Annotated in this window: 28 protein-coding genes; 23 read left to right on the top strand and 5 right to left on the bottom strand. The window is 35.3% G+C overall.

Features of this window, described 5'->3' with window-relative positions:
• Positions 1 to 60: 60 nt before the first annotated feature.
• The 4 genes from cydD (at position 61) to G7Y65_RS06080 (ending at position 5,347) form a co-directional block, all read left to right on the top strand.
• Positions 61 to 1,791, top strand: coding sequence for a thiol reductant ABC exporter subunit CydD (cydD, locus tag G7Y65_RS06095; protein WP_137600665.1), 1,731 nt, complete (start codon positions 61 to 63; stop codon positions 1,789 to 1,791).
• Positions 1,788 to 3,545 (top strand): thiol reductant ABC exporter subunit CydC, encoded by a 1,758-nt coding sequence (cydC, locus tag G7Y65_RS06090; RefSeq protein WP_137600664.1) that lies wholly within the window; start codon positions 1,788 to 1,790, stop codon positions 3,543 to 3,545. Before cydD ends, cydC begins: the two co-directional genes overlap by 4 nt.
• A gap of 177 nt (positions 3,546 to 3,722) precedes the next feature.
• Entirely contained in the window at positions 3,723 to 4,196 is a 474-nt protein-coding gene (locus tag G7Y65_RS06085) for a glycoside hydrolase family 73 protein (protein ID WP_228179909.1), read from the top strand.
• A gap of 26 nt (positions 4,197 to 4,222) precedes the next feature.
• A complete protein-coding gene (locus tag G7Y65_RS06080) occupies positions 4,223 to 5,347 on the top strand; it encodes an ATP-grasp domain-containing protein (RefSeq protein WP_141926884.1) in 1,125 nt (374 codons plus the stop codon).
• A gap of 67 nt (positions 5,348 to 5,414) precedes the next feature.
• On the opposite strand, the gene G7Y65_RS06075 is transcribed toward G7Y65_RS06080, so the two are convergent.
• Positions 5,415 to 5,537 carry a DUF4044 domain-containing protein gene (locus G7Y65_RS06075; RefSeq protein WP_137600662.1) on the bottom strand — a complete coding sequence of 41 codons (123 nt, stop codon included), beginning with the start codon at positions 5,535 to 5,537 and terminating at the stop codon, positions 5,415 to 5,417.
• A gap of 116 nt (positions 5,538 to 5,653) precedes the next feature.
• On the opposite strand from G7Y65_RS06075, the gene G7Y65_RS06070 reads away from it, so the two are divergent.
• From G7Y65_RS06070 to G7Y65_RS06040, 7 genes are all read left to right on the top strand, one after another.
• The gene (locus G7Y65_RS06070) at positions 5,654 to 6,028 is read left to right on the top strand and encodes a DUF3397 family protein (protein WP_042493244.1); all 375 of its coding nucleotides are present in this window, start codon (positions 5,654 to 5,656) and stop codon (positions 6,026 to 6,028) included.
• A gap of 15 nt (positions 6,029 to 6,043) precedes the next feature.
• Complete coding sequence (locus tag G7Y65_RS06065; protein WP_042493245.1) at positions 6,044 to 6,253, top strand: cold-shock protein; 210 nt, start codon at positions 6,044 to 6,046, stop codon at positions 6,251 to 6,253.
• A gap of 17 nt (positions 6,254 to 6,270) precedes the next feature.
• Positions 6,271 to 6,834, top strand: a complete 564-nt coding sequence (locus tag G7Y65_RS06060) for an NUDIX hydrolase (RefSeq protein ID WP_042493247.1) — start codon at positions 6,271 to 6,273, stop codon at positions 6,832 to 6,834.
• A 9-nt stretch (positions 6,835 to 6,843) separates the two neighbouring features.
• Positions 6,844 to 7,125: a hypothetical protein gene (locus tag G7Y65_RS06055; protein WP_137600661.1), complete on the top strand. Its 282-nt coding sequence runs from the start codon at positions 6,844 to 6,846 to the stop codon at positions 7,123 to 7,125.
• A 28-nt stretch (positions 7,126 to 7,153) separates the two neighbouring features.
• The gene (locus G7Y65_RS06050; RefSeq protein WP_042493251.1) at positions 7,154 to 7,849 is read left to right on the top strand and encodes a 5'-methylthioadenosine/adenosylhomocysteine nucleosidase; all 696 of its coding nucleotides are present in this window, start codon (positions 7,154 to 7,156) and stop codon (positions 7,847 to 7,849) included.
• A gap of 29 nt (positions 7,850 to 7,878) precedes the next feature.
• Complete coding sequence (locus tag G7Y65_RS06045; protein ID WP_042493255.1) at positions 7,879 to 8,220, top strand: cysteine desulfurase; 342 nt, start codon at positions 7,879 to 7,881, stop codon at positions 8,218 to 8,220.
• A gap of 450 nt (positions 8,221 to 8,670) precedes the next feature.
• Positions 8,671 to 9,318, top strand: coding sequence for a LysM peptidoglycan-binding domain-containing protein (locus tag G7Y65_RS06040; RefSeq protein WP_165206806.1), 648 nt, complete (start codon positions 8,671 to 8,673; stop codon positions 9,316 to 9,318).
• A 95-nt stretch (positions 9,319 to 9,413) separates the two neighbouring features.
• Here G7Y65_RS06040 and G7Y65_RS06035 read toward each other — a convergent pair whose 3' ends face one another.
• Genes G7Y65_RS06035 through G7Y65_RS06025 form a run of 3 tightly spaced genes read right to left on the bottom strand, consistent with a single transcriptional unit; the run spans position 9,414 to position 10,808 of the window.
• Complete coding sequence (locus G7Y65_RS06035; RefSeq protein ID WP_042493259.1) at positions 9,414 to 9,671, bottom strand: hypothetical protein; 258 nt, start codon at positions 9,669 to 9,671, stop codon at positions 9,414 to 9,416.
• A gap of 18 nt (positions 9,672 to 9,689) precedes the next feature.
• The gene (locus tag G7Y65_RS06030) at positions 9,690 to 10,343 is read right to left on the bottom strand and encodes a hypothetical protein (RefSeq protein WP_042493260.1); all 654 of its coding nucleotides are present in this window, start codon (positions 10,341 to 10,343) and stop codon (positions 9,690 to 9,692) included.
• A gap of 15 nt (positions 10,344 to 10,358) precedes the next feature.
• A complete protein-coding gene (locus tag G7Y65_RS06025) occupies positions 10,359 to 10,808 on the bottom strand; it encodes a class Ib ribonucleoside-diphosphate reductase assembly flavoprotein NrdI (RefSeq protein WP_081839311.1) in 450 nt (149 codons plus the stop codon).
• A gap of 261 nt (positions 10,809 to 11,069) precedes the next feature.
• On the opposite strand from G7Y65_RS06025, the gene nrdH reads away from it, so the two are divergent.
• The 9 genes from nrdH (at position 11,070) to G7Y65_RS05980 (ending at position 19,215) form a co-directional block, all read left to right on the top strand.
• Positions 11,070 to 11,306, top strand: coding sequence for a glutaredoxin-like protein NrdH (nrdH, locus tag G7Y65_RS06020; protein WP_042493263.1), 237 nt, complete (start codon positions 11,070 to 11,072; stop codon positions 11,304 to 11,306).
• Between the two features lie 85 nt (positions 11,307 to 11,391).
• Entirely contained in the window at positions 11,392 to 13,563 is a 2,172-nt protein-coding gene (gene nrdE, locus G7Y65_RS06015) for a class 1b ribonucleoside-diphosphate reductase subunit alpha (protein WP_165314734.1), read from the top strand.
• Between the two features lie 32 nt (positions 13,564 to 13,595).
• A complete protein-coding gene (nrdF, locus tag G7Y65_RS06010) occupies positions 13,596 to 14,552 on the top strand; it encodes a class 1b ribonucleoside-diphosphate reductase subunit beta (RefSeq protein WP_165314733.1) in 957 nt (318 codons plus the stop codon).
• A gap of 314 nt (positions 14,553 to 14,866) precedes the next feature.
• Positions 14,867 to 15,853 carry a tryptophan ABC transporter substrate-binding protein gene (gene trpX / locus G7Y65_RS06005; protein ID WP_042493272.1) on the top strand — a complete coding sequence of 329 codons (987 nt, stop codon included), beginning with the start codon at positions 14,867 to 14,869 and terminating at the stop codon, positions 15,851 to 15,853.
• 7 nt (positions 15,854 to 15,860) lie between these two features.
• On the top strand, positions 15,861 to 16,748 hold the full coding sequence (locus G7Y65_RS06000) for an ABC transporter permease (protein WP_042493274.1): 888 nt from the start codon (positions 15,861 to 15,863) through the stop codon (positions 16,746 to 16,748).
• A 6-nt stretch (positions 16,749 to 16,754) separates the two neighbouring features.
• Positions 16,755 to 17,525, top strand: coding sequence for an ABC transporter ATP-binding protein (locus G7Y65_RS05995; RefSeq protein WP_042493276.1), 771 nt, complete (start codon positions 16,755 to 16,757; stop codon positions 17,523 to 17,525).
• A 14-nt stretch (positions 17,526 to 17,539) separates the two neighbouring features.
• Positions 17,540 to 17,929 carry a fluoride efflux transporter FluC gene (locus G7Y65_RS05990; RefSeq protein ID WP_042493278.1) on the top strand — a complete coding sequence of 130 codons (390 nt, stop codon included), beginning with the start codon at positions 17,540 to 17,542 and terminating at the stop codon, positions 17,927 to 17,929.
• Positions 17,917 to 18,285, top strand: a complete 369-nt coding sequence (locus G7Y65_RS05985; RefSeq protein ID WP_042493280.1) for a fluoride efflux transporter FluC — start codon at positions 17,917 to 17,919, stop codon at positions 18,283 to 18,285. The genes G7Y65_RS05990 and G7Y65_RS05985 overlap by 13 nt, the downstream gene beginning before the upstream one ends.
• A gap of 102 nt (positions 18,286 to 18,387) precedes the next feature.
• Entirely contained in the window at positions 18,388 to 19,215 is an 828-nt protein-coding gene (locus G7Y65_RS05980) for a Rossmann-fold NAD(P)-binding domain-containing protein (protein ID WP_228179906.1), read from the top strand.
• 74 nt (positions 19,216 to 19,289) lie between these two features.
• Here the strand turns inward: G7Y65_RS05980 and G7Y65_RS05975 are convergent, their stop codons facing one another.
• Positions 19,290 to 19,634: a VOC family protein gene (locus G7Y65_RS05975; RefSeq protein ID WP_042493283.1), complete on the bottom strand. Its 345-nt coding sequence runs from the start codon at positions 19,632 to 19,634 to the stop codon at positions 19,290 to 19,292.
• 110 nt (positions 19,635 to 19,744) lie between these two features.
• On the opposite strand from G7Y65_RS05975, the gene G7Y65_RS05970 reads away from it, so the two are divergent.
• From G7Y65_RS05970 to mreC, 3 genes are all read left to right on the top strand, one after another.
• On the top strand, positions 19,745 to 20,179 hold the full coding sequence (locus tag G7Y65_RS05970) for a JAB domain-containing protein (RefSeq protein ID WP_042493284.1): 435 nt from the start codon (positions 19,745 to 19,747) through the stop codon (positions 20,177 to 20,179).
• 84 nt (positions 20,180 to 20,263) lie between these two features.
• Entirely contained in the window at positions 20,264 to 21,268 is a 1,005-nt protein-coding gene (locus tag G7Y65_RS05965; protein ID WP_042493286.1) for a rod shape-determining protein, read from the top strand.
• A gap of 131 nt (positions 21,269 to 21,399) precedes the next feature.
• Positions 21,400 to 22,245, top strand: coding sequence for a rod shape-determining protein MreC (gene mreC / locus G7Y65_RS05960; RefSeq protein WP_042493288.1), 846 nt, complete (start codon positions 21,400 to 21,402; stop codon positions 22,243 to 22,245).
• Positions 22,246 to 22,248 lie beyond the last annotated feature (3 nt).

Raw genomic sequence — 22,248 nt, 5'->3', positions numbered from 1 at the left:
CTGTCCCAACCTTTTTATACATATCTGGTTTATTTAAAACGAAAGGAATTATTAAAATTTATGTTAGATCCTAGAATATTTAAATTTCCTGGGGCAAAAAGAGCTTTAGGTTTACTATGTATATTAACTTTTATACAAGCAATTGCGATTATTGGTCAAGGCCGTGCATTAAGTATCGCTTTAACAAAAGTATGGGAACACAAACAGTTACAGTCTGTTGTCATTATTATCTTAGTATTTATTAGTGCGTATGTACTGCGACAACTTTTAGGTGTCTTAAAAGAGTATGTGTTAGCACCGTTTGCTGATAAAACGACAGGGATGTTGCAAAGTGAATTAACAAAACAATATGCAAACTTAGGCCCCAGTGCAATTAGTCAATTAGGAACTGGAAAATCAGTAACTTTGGCAGTTGAAGGAATTGATCAAGTGCACGATTACTTTACGTTAGTATTAGTAAAGTTATTTGATATGATGATTATCCCTTGGATTATTTTGGCATATGTGTTTACCATTGATTGGAAACAAGCAATCTTTTTATTCTTTATTTATCCAGTGATTGTGCTGTTTATGATTATTCTGGGATATGCAGCGCAGGCTAAGGCTGATCGGGAATATGAAACTTTTAATCGATTATCAAATCATTTTGTGGATTCATTACGTGGTTTAACAACGCTTAAACAGGTGGGTTTGTCTAAAAAATATGCCGATAATATTTATGATGTTTCTGAAGATCATCGTAAAGCAACGATTAGTACGCTAAAAATAGCAATATTATCAACTTTTGCACTAGATTTTTTTACAACATTATCGATTGCGATTGTCGCACTATTTTTGGGCCTTGGTTTAATGAATGGGACGATGCCATTGTTACCAGCGTTAACGATTTTAGTATTGGCGCCTGAGTATTTTGAACCGATTAGAAATTTTGCTAATGATTATCATGCGACGTTAAATGGTAAAAATGCCTTTGCAGATATTATGACTGTTCTTGATACAAAAACAGTTGCGGACAGTGATATTTATCATAGAGAACAACAACGTTGGCAAGCCGACGATACATTAGAAATAAACAACTTAAATTACCAGTACCCTAATGCTAATAATAATACGTTACAAGACATTAATGTATCGTTTAAAGGCCACCAACGTGTGGCTATTGTAGGAACATCTGGTTCAGGAAAGTCAACCTTATTAAATTTATTGGGTGGCTTCTTAATTGGTAAAGGTAATATTAAAATTAATCACCAAACTTTACCACACTTACAGCAAAAAGATTGGCAGTCACAATTACAAGTGTTACCACAAAAACCTTATATTTTTCATGATACATTGCGAAATAATTTAGCTTTTTATGCTAAAAATAAAACTGATGAAGCATTAATTCATGCAATCCAAGTTGTTGGATTAAATGACTGGTATGCCTCTTTAGAGGATGGATTAGATACTATTATTGGTGAAGGGGCCGTTCAAGCTTCTGGTGGTCAAACACAACGTATTGGGTTAGCTCGTATTTTGTTAGATCAAGAACGTCGGGTATTGTTGTTGGATGAACCAACGGCACACTTAGATATTGAAACAGAGATTAAATTAAAAGAAACAATGTTACCATTATTTGATGGACGATTGGTTATTTTTGCAACACATCGTCTCCATTGGTTAGCACAAATGGATTTAATTTTGGTAATGCGTGATGGCAAAATTGTTGAACAAGGGACACTATCAGAATTAAATGATAAACAAGGATACTTTGTTGCTTTGCAATCAGCAATGCGAGGTAGTAAAAAATGAATAAGTTAATAACGTTAATTAAAAAAGATACTTGGGTTTTTCCGTATTTAAAATCATACAAAAAATTGTTAGTTTTAATTTTGTTTTTAGGATTTATGACGATTTTTTGTGGTGCAGCCTTAATGTTTACTTCAGGATTTTTGATTTCACGTTCGGCACAGATTCCGGAAAATATTTTGATGGTCTATGTACCAATCGTGTTAACGCGAGCTTTTGGAATTGGTAGACCATCATTTCGTTATGTTGAACGCCTGGTATCACATGATTGGGTTTTACGAATTGTTTCTAAGTTCCGTAAACGACTTTATCAATTGGTTGAAGTTGGAACCAAATCAGTTTATGCAAAATCACAAACTGGTGAAGTTTTAGGTGTTTTGGATAACGACTTATTTAAAATTGAAAATTTTTACTTGAGGACGTTATTTCCAACCGCAATTGGGTTATTCGTATATGTCTTAATTACAATTGGTATTGGTGTGTTTGATTGGGGCTTTGCATTAGCTGTCTTTTTGATGTTAGGGATGATAACTATTTTGACACCAATTATCACAATCGTTGTTAATGGTGCGCGTGATTATAAACAACAACAACTTGAAGGCCAACTGTATACTGATTTAACTGATTCTGTTATGGGATTGCAAGATTGGATTTTATCAGGACGTACATCAGAGTTGTTTGAGCGCCAACAAAACGATTTTAATGCAATTAATAAAATAAAAGCAAAGCAAAATCATTTCAATTGGTGGCGTGATATGTTTGGCGCTGTGATAATCGGAGCAACAGCCATTATTTTATTGATTTTTGCTACCAATCATTTCGGTAGTGATAGTTTTGGGGTTAACTGGATTGCAGCTTTTGTATTGGCTATTTTCCCAGTGCAAGATGCGCTAACAGCAATTAGCACAGGTATCGGCGAGTGGCCACGTTATAAAAATTCAATTCAACGATTGAATCAAATGGATGACAAAGCACAAACTGAATTACAAGAGAACGTAACACAAGAAAAAGTTGCGATTACACACCCAGAAATTAAGTTTAATCAAGTTAATTTTGGGTATAATGATGCTACAGTGTTAGAAAATTTAAATTTAACAATTAAGGATGGCCAAAAATTAGCAATTTTAGGTCAATCTGGCGCTGGTAAGACAACTTTCTTAAAACTTTTATTGGGTGATGAACAACCTAATAAGGGGACAGTAACGATTAATAATTATGATGTGAAAACATTGCAAGAAGAACGTTCAAGTATTATTGCGGTCTTAGATCAACAACCTTATCTATTTGCTAGTTCTGTGGCCAATAATTTACGGTTAGGAAATTTGGATGCAACGAATGAGGAGTTGTGGCAAGCGTTGCAACAAGTATCGTTAGCAGATCTTGTGAAAAGTTTGCCAGAAGGATTAGATACACCAATGACAGAGATGGGAAACCGTTTTTCTGGTGGTGAAAAACAACGGTTTGCGTTAGCACGGGTGTTATTGCAAAATACACCGATTGTTATTTTGGATGAGCCAACTGTTGCTCTAGATCCAATTACTGAGTTAAATGTGTTAAATACTATTTTTGAAGTATTAGCTGATCGTACAATTATTTGGGTTACGCATCATTTAACTGGTATAGAATTGGTTGATCAATTAATTTTTATTGAAGATAAGAAGATTTCAATGCAAGGGACGCCACAACAATTGATGGTAACTGAATTAAGATTTAAAAAGTTGTTAGAATTGGATCATGGAGATTTAACTGACAAATAAGAGGGTGATTTTCTGGCAAAAAGGAAGAATAAACATCGTATACAAAAATTCTTTGTTAAAAATGGGCAGTTGCAGCGGGGACATGTTTTGTTGTGTGTCATTATAATTTTAGGCTTTGGAGTTTGGCAAACAGATATTCATCAGCATAAAAATCAACCAGTTAAAGAGGTGAACACAGTGGAACTAACACATAAAGCATTTATCAAAAAAATAGCGCCCCAAGCACAACAACTTGAACAAAAATATGGTATATTATCTTCTATTAGTATCGCGCAAGCAGCATTAGAATCAAATTGGGGAAAGTCTGAATTATCAAAACAGTATAATAATTTTTTTGGTGTTAAAGCAGTTGCTGGTCAGCCAAGTGCATCATTAGCGACGAAAGAATATGAAAATAATCAATGGGTAACCATTAATGCCTCATTTCGTGTTTATGACAGTTGGCAAGCATCCATGGTAGATCATGCACAATTATTGGTAAATGGGACAACTGATAATCCGCAGCGATATGCAACGGTTGTGCAAGCGACGGATTATAAGACCGCTGCCAATGGATTAGTAGACGGCGGTTATGCAACTGATCCAGCATATGCAAACAAAATAATTCAAATGATTGAAACATATCATTTATATAGGTATGATAATAAATAAATTCGGATTGAAAAGGGTGAGATAAGATGAGTTATGAAGTTTTACCAGGAAAAACAATTGGGATCATTGGGGATGGTATCACAAGTCGATATTTAGCACAGGCTGCACACAATATGGGTTATCATATTGCAGGATATAGTAGCTATGCAGAATCAGTTCTTTTAAAAGAAGCTGATTATCGCTTTGTAGGTCAAGAAGATAACGATGATGAAATTGAAAGTTTCGTCGCGTTATCAGATATTATTACGTATACTTCAGCGTGGTTACCGATGCAGATTACTGATCAATTAACAAACCAAGTTGTACCACAAGGAACTAATATTTTAGATATTACTGACGATCATGCGTTAGCAAAAGCGTTTTATGAAAGTGAATCATTAAATATTTTACCTTATGAAACTGGCAGTTCGTTAGATGAAATTGCACAGGCAGGGACAAAATTAGGGTATCCAATTATTGTAAAACCTGTTTTTAAACACAAAAATATTGATGATCAAGTTATTTTACGTGGTGAATGGGACTTGGGATTAGTGGCGCCCATGATTGATGGGAGTACGTTATTAATTGAACCGTGGTTAGATAACACACAATCATTTGTAATGACAGCAGTACGTAGTGCTAATAATGAGATAGCCTTGTATCCATTACGACAAGTACAAGCAATCTCAGCTAATTTAAATAGTGCATGGACTGTTGGTAATATAGCTGATGCAGTTGTTGGTGAAATAACTAAAGTCACTGAAAAATTAGGGGCTGCCTTAAATTATGTGGGAGCATATGACGTAACCTTTTTGTTGTCAGATCATGGCACGTTGTACTTGCGGAATGTCATTCCTGGGTTGTCTAAGACGACCGTTTTATATGATGTTTCAGTTAATATAAGCGTTGCTAGTCAGCATCTACGTGCTATTACTGGTCAAAAACTGGCGGATGTTGTTTTTGAACATGCAGCAGTTTATTTACCAATTACGGAAAAAGAAGAACCATTGCTTTATCGTCATTGGCAAATTCAATCGCATTGGCAAATTGCTATGTATCGTTTTGGTAATTTGTTGCCACAAACAGGCCATGTTTTAGCTTATGGCACAAGTTCAGAGCAGTTGTTAAACCAATTGCAGGTAGCTGGTATTTGGCAATTTGATAATGAATAACAAAAAAGAGACATCCATATTCGGCAGCAAATAATTGTGTCGGCTATAGATGTCTCTTTTTGTACGTTTAGAAAGAAATTTGTAATAATGTGATAAATACACTTGCGAATGATAAAACTAACATAAAAATAACAAATGTTTGGATAATTTTTTGCATTGTTGACTTTTTCTTTTTATTGTTTTTTTGCATGTTGGTACCTCTAATATATTTCGTTTAGTCCATTGTATCAAAAAAAACAGATAACATACCACAGAGTGAATAATTAAAGGTATAATAAATAGATTAATACATTTTAGGAGGCAGTAATGCTGACATTATTTAATTGGCCAGTAACGGTTTTTATTGCTTTAATTACCTTAGTAGTTATTTGGATTATAAAACAAACCTTTTTGCAAAGTTCTTGGCCAAAAAATTTAAAAACAACAGATTTGGGTGTTTTTATTGTGTGGTGGAGTATTGCAACCACGACATTTGAAGTTTGGCATATAACATTATTAGTCCCAATGTTTTTAATGTTTGTTTTGTGGGGAATCGCTTTGGCATTGTATCAAGGGTTTATACGCGAAACTTTTATCACTCGTCGCTTTTGGTTAATTTGGTGGCGCATTAGTACGTTGACTAGTTATATTATTTTGATTGGTATCGCAATTTATGCTTATATTGTGACTAGTGGTAGATAATAAAGGAGTAAATAAATGGAAAAAATTAGTGGTTTTGTAAAAACATGGCAAGCAGATAAAGGGTTTGGCTTTATTGAATTAAAAGGTGAAGACGATGTCTTTGTACATTTTTCAGCTATTCAAACACCGCGTGTTCGTGATCTCATAGTTGGTCAAGAGGTTAAACTAGTTGTTATTCAAGGAATTAGAGGCCCACAAGCAGCCGCTGTTGAAGTTGTAGAGTAGATACTGGAGGAGGGCGAATGGTTAACCTATCAGAAAATGTTACAAAATTTGCTGAAAAAGTTTTAGATGAGACGACTAAGTACGATGGACATATCATTCGGGCTGTTGAACAAACAGTTCTTTTGCCTGATGGACGCCAGACTAAACGTGATGTTGTCTATCATGCTGATGCAATCGCTATTTTGGCATTAACAAAAGATAATAAAATGATTTTAGAAAAACAATGGCGTGCACCAGTCCAACAAGTAACGCTTGAAATTCCGGCTGGTAAGATCGATAAACGTGATCAAAAACCACTGGATGCTGTTAACCGTGAGTTAAACGAAGAAACGCGCTTATCAGCAAATAAAGTTGAACTAATTACGGGATTTTATACGTCAATTGGATTTGCTGATGAATATATGACATTATATTTAGCGACGGATTTAAGTCCAGTTGTTGAAGAATTACCACAAGATGATGACGAAAAAATTGATTTGATTTATGTTGATTATGAACAAGCGACAGCGTTATTTAATAATGGTCAGTTGAAGGATGCTAAAACAAATATGGCATATTTATATTGGCGCACGTTACAATAATAGGTAAATATGATGTTATTTAATAAGAAATTACATGATAAAAAGAATCAGTCAGTTAATAATGATATGCCGAATCTTGATGATGTGCAGGATAATCAAAATCAAGGTGCAACGTTATTAACACGTGAAGAACATCGATTAACACGACATGGTCGTTATGAATTAGATCCACAGACACGTAAGTTAACTAAAAAAGGAAAAACAACACGTCTGAAACATCGTCTGAATATGGCAATTGTTATTTTAATTGGGTTAATTTTATTAACGTATGTCATTTTGTTTTTCTTGTAGCAGATTAGAATTAAGGAGAGATAAATAAATGCGATATGGTGTAATAAATGCAATGGCAGAAGAGAAGGCAGCGCTGGTTGAGGCAATGTCTGATGAGAAGCAAACAACTATTGCAGGAAAGCTATTTCATCACGGTAAAATCGGTAAGGTTGATGTTGTTGTTGTAGAATCTGGTATTGGTAAAGTTGCCTCAGCCTTAACAACAACCTTGTTAATTACTAATTTTGCAGTTGATGCTATCATTAACTCTGGTTCAGCTGGTGCAGTAGGGGCTGGTTTGAAAATTGGAGATGTAGTGATTGCTGATGAACTAGCTTATGCTGACGCTGATGCTCGCGCATTTGGTTATGAATACGGTCAAGTACCCCAGCAACCAGCACGTTTCAAAACAGATGTTGATTTGGTAGCAGGTTTATCAAAGGTATATGCAGCTGTAACAGATGCACACTTAGTTAATGGGTTAATTGTGACAAGTGATTCATTTATCGCTAGTGATGAACAAAAACAAAATATTTTGGCGTACTTTAAAGATGCACAGTCTGCTGAGATGGAAGGTGCTTCAATTGCCCAGGCAGCACATTACTTTGACGTCCCATTTGCTGTCGTACGCGCCATTTCTGACAATGCTAATGGAGAAGCTGGGATGACATTTGATGAATTTATCATTGAAGCTGGTAAGCAATCAGCACAAGTATTGATAGATTTCTTTAAAGTACAAGCTTAAAATTAGATTTATGATAAAAGGAGCATACAATGGCATTTGACACTACTGTTAAGGTAATTGGGGATGATGTTATTTACCAATTTAACCCACAATTAAAACAGTATGCTTTAGGTGATACTGGTTTTGTTAAAAATAATGCTGGTTCATATGTAATGAAACGTTCATTAGAACCAGAAAAAGGCTTAGATAATGCTATTAAGCTAAAAGTTGTCGTTGATAAGGCGTTAACGGGGATTAAAATTAAGACGGTTAATCCAAGTGGTAATGCCACTGTTAATATTTTTAAGCATCAGAAACACACAGAATTAGAAAAACTGTATCGTTTTTACTTAAATGAATTAGTTGATCGCGAAATTCTAAAGATAAAATAAATTACTGACAGATTAACAAGGCGTTAATCTGTTTTTTTTTTGCTTTTTAGTAAATAAAATTGATATATATTAACTTTAACACTGTTACACTCTCGTAATCAGAAAACTAATTAGAAGTAAGAAAACGGTTTTATCAGTTTTACTTGTAAATTAGTTAAATAATAATCTTCTTATTTAACTGGTTAAGTATTATATTTAAAATATTGCTGTATCAGTGTTTAAGTACAAATTGCTATTTGATATTACAATGAAATTTCTCACAAATTATTATTTGTGATACAGGTGTAACGCTCTGTCGCACCATTGTAACGAATATAGTTGTGAGATTGTTAAACTTATATCTGTTGTTAAAAGCATGAGTTCCCAACGCAGTGAATAAAAGATGTGTTGAAGTGGACTAAGAAAAGTGTCAATGCCAATACAGGTAAACATCAAGGAGATATATTTATAATGAATAAAAAAGTACTAACTGCATTAGCTGTCGCTGGAATTGCAACTGCTGCAATGGCCACAGATGTATCAGCCGATACATATACTGTTCAAACAGGGGACACTTTGTCATCAATCGCTACTAACCACAATACAACTATCGATCGTATTATTAGTGTTAATAAGATTACAAATGCGAACTTGATTTTTGCTGGTCAACAAGTTGAGTTAGATGATCAAGCTGTAGCACCAGTTGCACAACAAACACCAGTGCAAGCTGCACCTGTACAACAAGCCGCACCAGTACAAGCCGCACAAGTAGCACCTGTACAACAAGCCGCACCAGTACAAGCCGCACAAGTAGCACCTGTACAACAAAAGCCAGTACAAGCACAACCTGTATCAACTGCTGCTGCTTCAGGATCAACATATGACCAATTTATTGCTGCTGGTGGTAATGCAGCAATGTGGCAATCAATTGTTATGCCTGAATCAGGTGGAAACGTTAACGCATCAAATGGTCAATACCATGGATTAGGTCAAACTAATCAATCATGGGGACATGGATCAGTTGCTTCACAAACTGCTGGTATGCTAAATTATGCTAACTCACGTTATGGATCAGTGGATAACGCTATTTCATTCCGTGCAGCTAATGGTTGGTGGTAAAAGCAACCTCACACAGTAAAAAATTAAGCTAATAAAAAAGCTGTATCTAGTTGATAAAAACATCTTTGTTTTTTCAACGTCAGATACAGCTTTTTTTATGCTTGTTGTTGATGTGTTTTGGCTTCAGATGGGAATTGGTTAGTATGTTGATCAATTGGCCATAACCAGTAATTATGATTAGCAATAAGTTGTGTTTGTTTAGTGTGTAGCGCCATCATGTCGGATAGCGCTATTTGTGATTGTTGTGGTGTAGTTGTCTGTAAATAATAAACTTGCGAGACTAATGCTTGTTGTTCATCAACTAATAATGCATATGTTATCGTTTCTGATGTTGCTGTATATAATGTTGCCATAAAAAGTCTCCTTATGATTTAAATGTCACGAAAAATTTCTTGCCAAGCATTTTTATTGAGTTTGGTTGTTTTTTTACGAACGCGTGGTTTTTTAACATAAGTATCTTTTTTGTATGCACGTACAATTTCAGCTTGAATTTCACGATCTGGCGGTAAATTATTAGTCACAAAATCAACTGTATGAGTGGGTGAATCTGCAAATAAATCTTGATTATCCAAAAACCAACGTTGCATATCAGAATTTAATCCGGCATGCCGTCGAATACGTTGCAATAGTTCATCTAAGCCAAAATTTAAATGATGAATTTGTGCTTGTAATTGACGGGCAACCTGTTCAGAAATGCCAATATGATCGGCAAAATGTGTTATACCTAGTTTAATTTGTTCACCTAAATCATTGATGAGAACATATTGATGTTTTAAGCGACGACCACAGTCACAATATAATTGTGGTGAATTTTTGGTATCATAATTCAGATTTTCGTGATAGTCGACTAAAGACCAATGACGACCATGACCAACTAATTCGTAGTTCATGAATAAAGATGTTTGCTGATAGCGAATATGTCGTTGAATGGCAAGTTGTTGCTCAGATGATAATTGTGTCCAAGTTTCTTGACGTCGTTCTTTAGTTAAAGAAACTTTGTTTGACTTTGTACGTGGTAAAAGCATAAATAAGTCCTTCTATTAATGATTGTATTCATAAAAACGTTGATTAATTGCTTGATAGACGCGTTCAACATCAATTTGAGTGCCACGTAATTCATAATTAGCAATTAGCGGAGCATTAAAGTCAACGGCATAACGACGAGCGGTCAAAATGTACTGGGCGTTAAAGTTTTTATTACCGCTACCAATAATACCAATTAAATTTTTGGTGTTTTCTGGTATTTCTAGTTGTTCATGTAAAGCATCAGTCATAATTTCGATAATACCATTACCAATGCCGTTACCACCATCTAAATAAGTGGGGACAAAGGCAAAAAAGGGGCTGTTCGTAATTATATCGGGGGAAGCGTCAGACACTTCTATTGGGTCAAAAGATAGTTGACCTTGTTCATCAGCAAAAGTAGTTAATTTATCAATAAATGCACGTGTGTTACCAGAAATAGAAATATACAAAAGTTTAAGTGGCATTATGAGATCCTCCAATAATTATTAATGATACTACTAAGTCTAGAAAAAAATAATGGATTTAGCAATTACGTAACTAACAGAATGTTATTATTTAATCATTTTGTAATAATCACTATAAAAGCTTTCGTACTGCGAAAAAGCCTATGTCAAGCCTTTTTTTAGTTAATTTAATCCCTTGCAATGAGGTGGCCTAGTGGTTTATACTCAACTTCATATTAACAAAGCGTTAGTTTTTTGAACATAGAAAGTTTAGGTGGAATTATGCAAAATGTTACCGTATATACGAAAAATAATTGTATCCAATGTTTGATGACAAAGAAGACATTGACACAGTATGGCATTAGTTATTCAGAGAAAAATGTTGAAAATGATGCTGAAGCTTTGGCATTTTTAAAGGATAAAGGGTACCAATCAGTTCCTGTTGTCTTCTCAGGAGATATGGAGCCCGTTCATGGTTTTCGACCAGATTTACTCGCAAAATTAAATCAAGCAATGTAATTCAATATAAAATAACGATACCTATCTGTCGGTGCAACCAAAATAGGGGTTCCGCTTTACAATAGGTAAAACGTGGGAGAAGTATATGTCATTAGCAACACTGGATTTGGATAAAGTAACTTATTTTGATTTAAATAACCAATTAAATATTCCAAAGAACAATAGTATTCAATTACAAAAAGATCAAGAAGCACTCCAAGCGTTTATCAAAGAAAATGTGAAGCCAAATACATTACACTTTGATACCATTCAAGAACGTTTTGATTATCTTATTGAAAACGATTATGTTGATCAAAAGATGATTAATAAATATACAATGGCATTTATTGAGTCACTTTATGCTTACCTAGAAACACAAAATTTTAAATTTAAATCATTTATGGCAGCATATAAGTTTTATGCACAGTATGCTTTAAAAACAAACGACGGTGATTTTTATATTGAAAATTATAATGATCGTGTTGTGATGAACGTGCTATTTTACGCCAATGGCGATGAAGAGTTGGCGCTAAACTTAGCTGACGAAATGATCAACCAACGTTATCAACCAGCAACACCTTCATTTTTAAATGCAGGTCGTTCAAGACGTGGGGAACTAGTGTCATGTTTCATTTTGCAAGCCACTGATGACATGAATGCTATTGGACGTGTTATTAATTCAGCACTACAGCTATCAAAAATTGGTGGTGGTGTTGGGATTGTGCTATCTAACTTAAGAGAAGCAGGTGCACCTATTAAAGGGATTGCTAATGCAGCCTCAGGTGTTGTCCCAGTTATGAAATTGTTAGAAGATTCATTTTCATATTCTAATCAAATGGGTCAACGAAATGGGGCTGGTGTAACTTATCTATCTGTATTCCATCCAGATATTATGAATTTTTTAGCAACAAAAAAAGAAAATGCTGATGAAAAAATTCGTGTCAAGACATTATCACTTGGATTGACAGTGCCAGATAAGTTCTATGATTTAATTAAAGCAGACGCAGATATGTATTTATTTTCGCCTTATGATATTGAAAAAGTATATGGAACACCATTTAATTATGTAGACATTACTGCTGAGTATGATGCAATGGTTGCTAATACTGATATTCATAAGAAAAAGATACGTGCTCGTGATTTAGAAACTGAAATTTCAAAATTGCAACAAGAGTCTGGTTACCCTTATATTATTAATATTGATACTGTAAATAAAGCTAATCCAATCGCTGGTAAGGTGATTTCATCAAATTTGTGTTCGGAGATATTACAGGTACAAAAGCCATCACAAATTAACAATGAACAAACCTATGATGAGCTTGGGACAGATGTTTCATGTAACTTAGGATCAACAAATATTGTTAATATGATGGCAACTAAAGATTTTGGGAAATCTGTTGATGCGATGATTCGTGCTTTGACATTTGTATCAGATCAAACCGATTTAGATATCGTGCCATCAGTACAGCTTGGAAATCGACAAACACATGCTATTGGATTAGGGGCCATGGGTCTGCATGCTTTCTTTGCTAAGAATCATATGTATTATGGTGATGAGGAAGCTTTGGACTTTACCAATGCTTATTTCTTGATGCTAAATTATTATAGTTTAGTCGCATCAAATAAGTTGGCTAAAGAACGTCAAACTAGTTTTTACGAATTTGAAAAATCAGATTATGCAACAGGCGCATACTTTGAAAAGTATATTAACCAAGACTGGTCTCCTAAAACTGATAAAGTAAAGGAAATCTTTTCAGTTCACCATTTTCCAACACAAGAAGATTGGGTTGCTTTGGCAGAATCTGTTGAGCAATATGGTTTATATAATGCTTATCGTATGGCTATTGCACCTACTGGATCAATTTCATATGTTAATGATGCAACAGCGTCACTACACCCGATTATTAATCGTGTTGAAGAACGGCAAGAAAAGAAGATTGGTAAAATTTACTATCCTGCACCATATTTAGGAACAGACACTTTGCCATATTATGAATCAGCTTATAATATGGATATGCGTCGTGTTATTGATGTGTACGCAGCAGCACAGCAACATATTGATCAGGGGATGGCTTTGACACTCTTTATGCGCTCAACTATGCCAGATGATTTGTATGATTGGAAAGTAAACCATACAAATAAGATGACGACTCGTGATTTAAATATCTTGCGTTTGTATGCACATAATCGGGGGATTAAGTCTATTTATTATATTCGTACTTATACCGATGATATGGAAGAATTCGGTGTCAACGAATGCGAGAGTTGTTCAATTTAGAACACATTGCTGACAGGAGATAGGATAGATAAATGACAAAATCATATGAAGCAATTAATTGGAATGAAATTGAAGATACAATAGATAAGGCAACTTGGGAAAAATTAACTGAACAATTTTGGCTTGATACGAGAATTCCTTTATCAAATGATTTAGATGATTGGCGTAAAATGACGGACCAAGAACATTACCTTGTAGGACATGTTTTTGGTGGATTAACTTTGTTGGACACATTGCAATCACAAGATGGGATGGCATCGTTAAAACAGTCAACACGCACACAACATGAATTAGCTGTATTGAACAATATTGAGTTTATGGAATCAGTTCATGCTAAATCATATTCATCAATTTTTGAAACTTTGCATACACCAGCCGAAATTAATGAGATTTTTGATTGGACAAATACAAATGAGTTTTTACAGTATAAAGCTAATCGTATTAATCAGATTTATCAAGAAGGTACGCAATTACAGCGAAAAGTTGCATCAGTCTTTTTAGAAACGTTCTTGTTTTATTCTGGCTTTTATACGCCGCTTTGGTATTTAGGTCATAATAAGATGAATAATGTTGCCGAGATTATCAAATTAATTTTGCGTGATGAGTCAGTGCATGGAACTTATATTGGTTATAAATTTCAATTAGGGTTTAATGAACTTAGCGAAGATGAACAAGCCAAATTAAAGATGTGGTTGTATGAACTCTTATTAGATTTATATAGTAATGAGGAACAGTATACCAAGTTACTATATGATGAAATCGGCTGGACAGAGTCTGTACTAACATTCTTGCGTTATAATGCAAATAAGGCGTTGATGAACTTAGGTCAAGAGCCCTTGTTCCCAGATGGTGCTGAGGATGTTAATCCAATTGTGATGAACGGCATTTCAACAACGACTTCAAATCATGATTTCTTTTCTCAAGTAGGAAATGGTTATCGATTGGGTCAAGTAGAAGCCATGTCTGACGATGATTACAATATAGACTAATGATATTGCATAAGTAAAAGTAAAGTGCTATCATTATGAAAATGATGTACAAGGTGGTAATTAGTTATGAGTAATTTTGTTTTAAATTTTAATGGTTGGTGGCGCAGATAGCGCGTACGAACTATGGCAAAACATAGATTCGGTACGTGGTTCCTTTGGGAGCAGATGTATTGGGTCTGTGCTGACTAATTTCCGAAATAATGGGAAAGGGTTGTATGGATTACCATGCAGTTCTTTTCATGTAAAACACGAGAAGATACTGTCGTATCTGCTCGTGTTTTTTATTTTGTATAACAACAATTGAGGATAGATGAATGAATAAAAAAATATTAGGTACAATTGGTGCACTAACTTTATTTACAATTTTTGCAGGGGTATATGATTCAGTTCAAACAAACCAGAGAAAGGCAATGCCTAAAGTTGCAATTTTGCAATTTATGAAACATCCAGCATTGGATGATATTAATAAAGGTATTCATGAAGGTTTATCTGAATCCGGGTATCATGATGGGAAAAACATCAAAATTATGTATGAAAATGCACAGGGAGACCAATCAAATTTAAAGACCATGGCATCAAAATTTGAAAATGCTAATGCTGATGTTTCCGTTGGTATTGCTACACCAGCAGCAGTTTCTTTAGCAAATACAATTACAAATAAAGCAGTAGTTTTTTCAGCATCGACGACGCCCATTCAATCTAAACTTGTTAAAAGTTATAAACACCCTGGTGGTAATGTAACAGGAGTTTCAGATCAAGCACCGTTGGCTGCACAATTAAAGATGATGAGAAAATTTGTGCCTGATTTAAAAAATTTAGGTGTGATTTATACTTCATCTGATGATTCTGCATCAATTCAAGCTAAACAAATGATGGATTTAGCTAAAAAAGCAGGGTTGCAAGTTAAACCTTACACGATATCTTCTTCTAATGATTTAAACCAAACAGCTAAGCAAATGGTTGCTAATAATCAAGTTGATGCAGTTTTTGTTCCGACCGATAATACGATTGCAGGGGCTATGCCAACTTTGATTGATAGTACAAACGCTGCTAAAGTGCCTGTATTTCCAACAGTTGATACAATGGTGGCAGAAGGTGGTTTAGCAGCTGAATCCATTAATCAAAAGAAATTAGGCGTTCAAACTGGTAAGCAAGTTGCCCAAATTTTGGCTGGTAAACAACCAAAAGATTTACCAGTTGGGTTTATTAAAAAAGGTGATTTAGTTATTAACAAGTCACAATTGGCACGACTTGGTTTGGTGTTACCAAATGAGTATAAGCATGCAAAATTTGTAAAGTGAGGCAATTATGGGGATTTTAATTTCAGCCATTGGTCAGGGCTTAATCTGGTCAACTTTAGGATTTGGATTATATTTAACCTTTCGAATTTTAGATGTTGCTGATATGACCGTTGAGGGGACCTTTCCCCTTGGCGCAGCAACGGCAGTCACCTTAATTTCTAATGGTGTATCACCGATTATTGCAACACTAGTCGCAACCTTGGCAGGGAGTCTAGCAGGATTAGTTACGGGGTTATTATATACAAAGGGGAAAATTCCAATTTTATTAGCTGGTATTTTGACAATGACGGCAATCTATTCAGTTAATCTCCGAATTATGGGACAGGCTAATCGCTCATTATTAGGTAAGACAAATTTATTCTCATATGATTTTTTAAGGAGCTTGCCTCAAAATTTTCCGGTCATTGTTGTGGGTATTGTCATAATTATTTTAATTACTATTTTTTTAGCGCAATTTTTAAAGACCGAATTAGGTCAAGCGTTTATTGTGACAGGTGACAACCCTAAAATGGCAAGATCTTTGGGAATTAATACTGATAGTATGACCATTTTAGGATTAATGGTTGCCAATGGTTTAATTGGCCTTGGTGGCGCACTAGTTGCACAAAATAATGGTTTTGCGGATGTTAATATGGGTGTTGGTACCATTGTAGTGGCACTTGCTTCAATTATTATTGGTGAAGTCATCTTTACCGATACCCTAACTTTGCCCGAACGCCTAATTACAATTATTATTGGTTCAATTTTCTATCGTTTCGTATTGGTAATTGTGTTGTACATTGGCTTTAATGCTGATGATTTGAAACTAGTTAGTGCCATCATACTTGGATTGGCACTGATGTTGCCTAGATTACGATCAAAGTTACGATTAAATACGTTTTTAAAGCGAGGATGATGAGATATGGTAGAAACAAAATTACGACTAGACCATGCAACTGTCATTGTTAATCAAGGGCAATCAGGTGAGAAAACAATTTTAGATGATGTATCATTAACATTACTGCCTGAAGATTTTGTGACCGTTTTAGGATCAAATGGAGCAGGAAAATCAACATTATTTAATGTGATTGCGGGATCATTACCATTAACGAGCGGTAGTATCTTTTTGGGTGATCATGACGTTACGCATTTAAACGAGGCACAACGAACAAAATTTTTGGCACGGGTTTTTCAAGACCCTAAATTGGGTACAGCACCTCGTATGACGGTTGTAGAAAATATGTTGTTGGCTGAACGCCGTGGTTTACGTCGCCGATTAAAAAATCGTGGGTTAACGGAAGCTAAAAAAGCAGAGTATGCTAAGATTACGGCGACAATGGGTAATGGTCTATCAGAACGTTTAGATATGGCAGCTGGCGATTTATCTGGTGGACAACGACAAGCTTTGTCGTTTTTGATGGCGACACAATTACGGCCAGAAGTATTATTACTTGATGAACATACGGCAGCGTTAGATCCTAAAACAAGTACACAACTGATGCAGGTTACCAATCAACGCATTCATGAAGAAAATTTGACAGCACTGATGATCACGCATCATTTAGAAGATGCTATTGAGTATGGTAATCGTTTGATTATAATGTCCGAAGGTAAAATTTCGTTGGATGTTAGTAACGCTGACAAACAAAAATTAACGGTTACTGATTTGTTGCGTTATTTTAATCGTTATTAGGTTAGGAATATAGGATGAGTAAGAAAAAAATATTGTTAGAAATCTTGGCTGTTAGTAGTGGTGGATTTATTGGTGGGGTGTTACGTGGCAGTATGATGCTACTCTTTCATAATAATTTATTTCCATGGGAAACGATTATTGTCAATTTAAGTGGTACTTTTATTTCTGCTTTGTTGGTCGTTTTATTTAGTAAAATGATAAACCTAACACAAATAACATCCGACTTTATTATGGTAGGAATTTTAGGCGCCTACACAACTTATTCAACAGCGTTGGTTGACATGGTTAATTTATCATTGTTAATGGCATTAGTATACTTAGTTATCAGTGTGGTTGGTGGTGTATTAGTTGTAATTTTTAGTCGTTATTTAGGTAATAAAATGGTGTTAAGATGGCAGAAATAATTTTAACCGGAATGGGTGCAGCAATTGGGTCTTTAATGCGTTTTGGGTTATTAACGGTGGCGCCTCGTTGGTTTGGCAATTTATCTGAATTAATGGTGGTTTGCATCAATTTATTGGCCGCTTTTTTTATGGGGATGACGCTTTCTATGGTTGCACCTGATTGGGTACATACCATTTTAGCACCTGGTGTTTTAGGTGGATTCTCAACGTTTTCAGCGCCCATTGTTGATATTGCCGATGCTATGCAAAAACGAACTAGTAATCGACGCTTATTGCTTATTAAAACATTACTAACGTTTGTAGGTGGACTAATTGTTTTATGGTTTGGTACTTGTGTTGGTGATTGGACTTTTTAAATCAGTTATCAGTGTTTATTAAAAATAATCTTTGTTGAATGGATATCTACCAAATGTTAAACTCATTAATATAGGATAAGAGAAATGCAAGGGGATAGTCATATGAGTTTAATTGATCGAAATCGAATTAATGCTATTCGGCAAGCTAATGACATTCCGGTTCGTGAACTAGCTAATATTGGGATTAGTCGTAACCGTTACTATCGCTATTTAAATGATGAAAATGATTTACCTGCGGAAGGTTTTATTTCATTAATGAGTCATTTATTATTAACTGGGACCGAAGTTAATACGGAACTAGTAAATAGGTTAGATACTGTTGAGGGATTAATTAATGCACTACAAGAAGCCGATAAAGAACATGATGCTGATAAAATAAAAGATATTAGTCGTCGAGGGTATCATTTGTTTCGTAATACAATGGCTCGGGGTTATTTACGGGTTGCTAGTTTAGCAGACGTATTACATGCCAAAATCATTCCAAATGAACATTCACAAATTGCAAAAAAGATATTAATTGATTCATTTGAAGCAGTTACAATTTGGCGGGAAATGGATGTGGCGTTGTTAGCACCAGTAATTACAGAGTTACCAGTACAACAGGTTGCTGATTATTTGACAGTTATTTGGGCAAAAAAATGGCCACATCATACGATGGAACTTTTAAATACAATGTCTGCACAGTTTTTGGTGATGTTATTAAACGAGCCTGAACGGCCACAAGAAATTTTTGAAGAAGTCGCTGCCTGGATGATTGAGCAACCGCGCGATGCGATGGGATTTGCTTGGTGGTCTAATTTAGTCAATCAATTGGTTGAGCAAAATTGGGAATCTGCTCACGAAGCATTATTGATAGCTAAACAGTTACGAATGCAAAATATGTTTGAAAATGGTGATGTTTTAACCAATACTTGGCAAAAAAAGATATAAATAAAAAAGGACATCAAAGCAAAATTTTGCTTGGTGTCCTTTTTATAATATTAATTGTTAAAATATAATCGCTATTATTTATTTGCAATAACTTCAATGTGATTGCCATCAATATCGTCAATATAAAAAATAACATGGCGACCATCTTCGCTTTCAGTAGCAGGTTTAGTCTGTGTAACTTCGTAATTAATTAAGTGATTAATTACGGTTTCTTGATGATCACGAACCACAACTTGTACAGTAATTGGTTCAGCATCGGGTTCTTCATGAAAGATGATTGATTGCTTGTCAAAATATAAATGACGAGCTTCATTAATCCCAAATTCTGTTGGTAAATCAAAAACTTCACGATAAAAGCGGACTGTATTTGGAACGTTATTTGCCGGGATACGTAGGGGACTGAATTTTCTTACTCGCATATTAACACACCTCAATTTTTATAAATGATTCAACTATCTATTATACGCCTAGAAATAAAACAAAGAGGAAAAAATTGACAGAAAGTCGTCTTTATTGTTGGAGGCAAGTTATGACAATTAAAATTTCATCAGTACGACAATTAGGAGATTTATTGATTCAACGCTATGCACAATCCCCACAAGAAGGTTGTTGGGTAATTGCTGTAACGACACAAATGACAATTATTGATATCTATCAGGTAGCATTGGGAACTTTAGATAGTGTTAATATCCATCCGCGTGATGTTTTCCGTCACTTAGTCGCTCATAATGCGTATGGCTTTATTTTGTGTCATAATCATCCAAGTGGTAATTTAACTGCATCAAATGCTGATCATCTTGCAATGACTCAAATGGCGATATGTGGGCAGTTAATGCAGTTTCATTTTTTGGATTTTATGATTATCTCGTCTCGTGGTTATCGAAGTTATCGAAGTGAAAATTTATTACCAAATGTAGAATTAGAAACACTAATTGATTTATGGACTAAGTTCAACAACATGTGATAAAATTAATAAGAAATTACATGGTGCTTTGTTAAAAGTACATTTAGTAGAATTATCAAAATAAATAAAGAAAAGGGAAATGCTGTGTTTTCATTTGGAACTCGAAATGTTGGAATAGACTTAGGAACAGCTAATACGTTAGTCTATATTGAAGGTAAAGGAATTGTGCTTCGTGAGCCCTCAGTTGTCGCACGTAATACAAAGACAAATGAGGTCGTTGCCGTTGGAACTGCTGCTAAGGAAATGCTAGGTCGAACACCTGGTTCAATTACAGCGATTCGTCCAATGCGTGACGGTGTTATTGCAGATTATGAAACGACAGTTGCAATGCTTAAGTATTATTTGGGTAAGGCCTTAGGAACACGCGGACCTAAGCCTTACGTTACAATTGGTGTCCCATCAGGTGTGACGGCAGTTGAACGTCGCGCAGTTATTGACGCGGCTCGTGTTGCTGGTGCACGTGATGCATATGTGATTGAAGAGCCGTTTGCTGCAGCAGTTGGTGCAGGGTTACCAGTTATGGAACCAACTGGATCAATGGTTGTTGATTTAGGTGGTGGAACAACAGATGTTGCCACAATTTCACTTGGTGGTATTGTGTCATCTCGTTCAATACGAATGGCCGGGGACAAAATTGATGAGGCAATCATGACTTATGTCCGCCAAAAGTACTCAGTCTTAATTGGTGAACAAACTGCAGAACGTTTAAAGATGGCAGTTGGTTCAGCAGATCTTGAAGCTGCTGAGGACATGGAGGGTACCACTGCTCGTGGACGTGACTTAGTGACGGGGTTACCTAAAACAATTGATATTAAAGCTAGTGACATTGCAGATGCTATTAAAGATGTTGTTGCTGAAGTTATCGTTGCGATTAAAGAAACGTTGGAAGAAACGTCACCCGAAATTGCTGCGGATGTGATTGATCGTGGTGTTGTTTTGACAGGTGGTGGTGCGCAATTGGCTCACTTAGATGAAGTGATTGCTGAAGCAACTAAGGTGCCTGTATTTGTAGCACCAGAACCATTGGATGCTGTAGTTATTGGTACTGGTGAGGCTTTAAAGTCTATTGATGTTTTAAAGAACAATTAGGCGACGAGTCTTAGATTATGACTACCCCGTATTATAAACTATAATGCGGGGAGTTTATTATATGTTAGAATTGAACAATAATATAACTTGCTAAGCATAATAGACTAAGAGAAACGAAGGGCAATTTTAAGATGAAGAATATCTTTACGTCACGTCGATTAGTGATTGGTGTAATTGTTGTCATTGCAACAATTGGGGTGATTACATTAGGTGCAAAGGCCCACAATTCACAAGAAGAGCCATCTTTACCAGCTCGAGTTGTATCGGATGTGTCAGGTTGGACTTCTAAAATTGTGAATGCACCACTAAAATTGGTCCATGGTGGCTATGATTCACTTGATAAGCTAACAGATACTTATCAAGAAAATGAGCGTTTGACAAAAAAAGTTGATGATTTAGCACAAACAAAAGTGCAGTTACAAGTGTTACAACAAGAAAATCGTGCATTAAAAGATCAATTAAAAATCGGTGATACATTAACAGATTACAAAGTTGTGAATGCTGTTGTAACATCACGTTCACCAAGTAATTGGCAGAGTCAACTTATCTTGGATAAAGGAACAAATGCCGGGTTGAAAAAAGGCTTATCTGTCATGGGTTCAGGTGGCTTAATCGGTCGCATTACAGAAGTTAATACAACAAATGCAAAGGTTGAATTACTATCGGATAATAATCAAATTGCTGATCGTTTTGCTATTCGTATTCAAAATGGTGCAGGCGAGTCAGTTGACGGTATTATTACTAATTTTAATCAGTCAGATAATTTAATTGTGATGGGACAAATTACGTCTGATGTTTCAGTTAAAAAAGGCGATTTAGTAACAACTAGTGGTCTTGGTGGTGTTACACCAGCCGGATTGTATGTTGGTAAGGTTGAGCGCGTGGGAAGTGATAATTATGGTCTATCAAAGAAAATTTATATTAAACCAGCGACAGACTTCAATAACATTCCAGTTGTGAGCGTCGCAATTCCTTAAAAT

The sequence above is a fragment of the Weissella sagaensis genome (assembly GCF_010306265.1).
Classification (GTDB): domain Bacteria; phylum Bacillota; class Bacilli; order Lactobacillales; family Lactobacillaceae; genus Weissella; species Weissella sagaensis.
The sequence above is the reverse complement of the archived record's forward strand: the minus strand, read 5'-3'. Positions and strand labels throughout refer to the sequence as shown.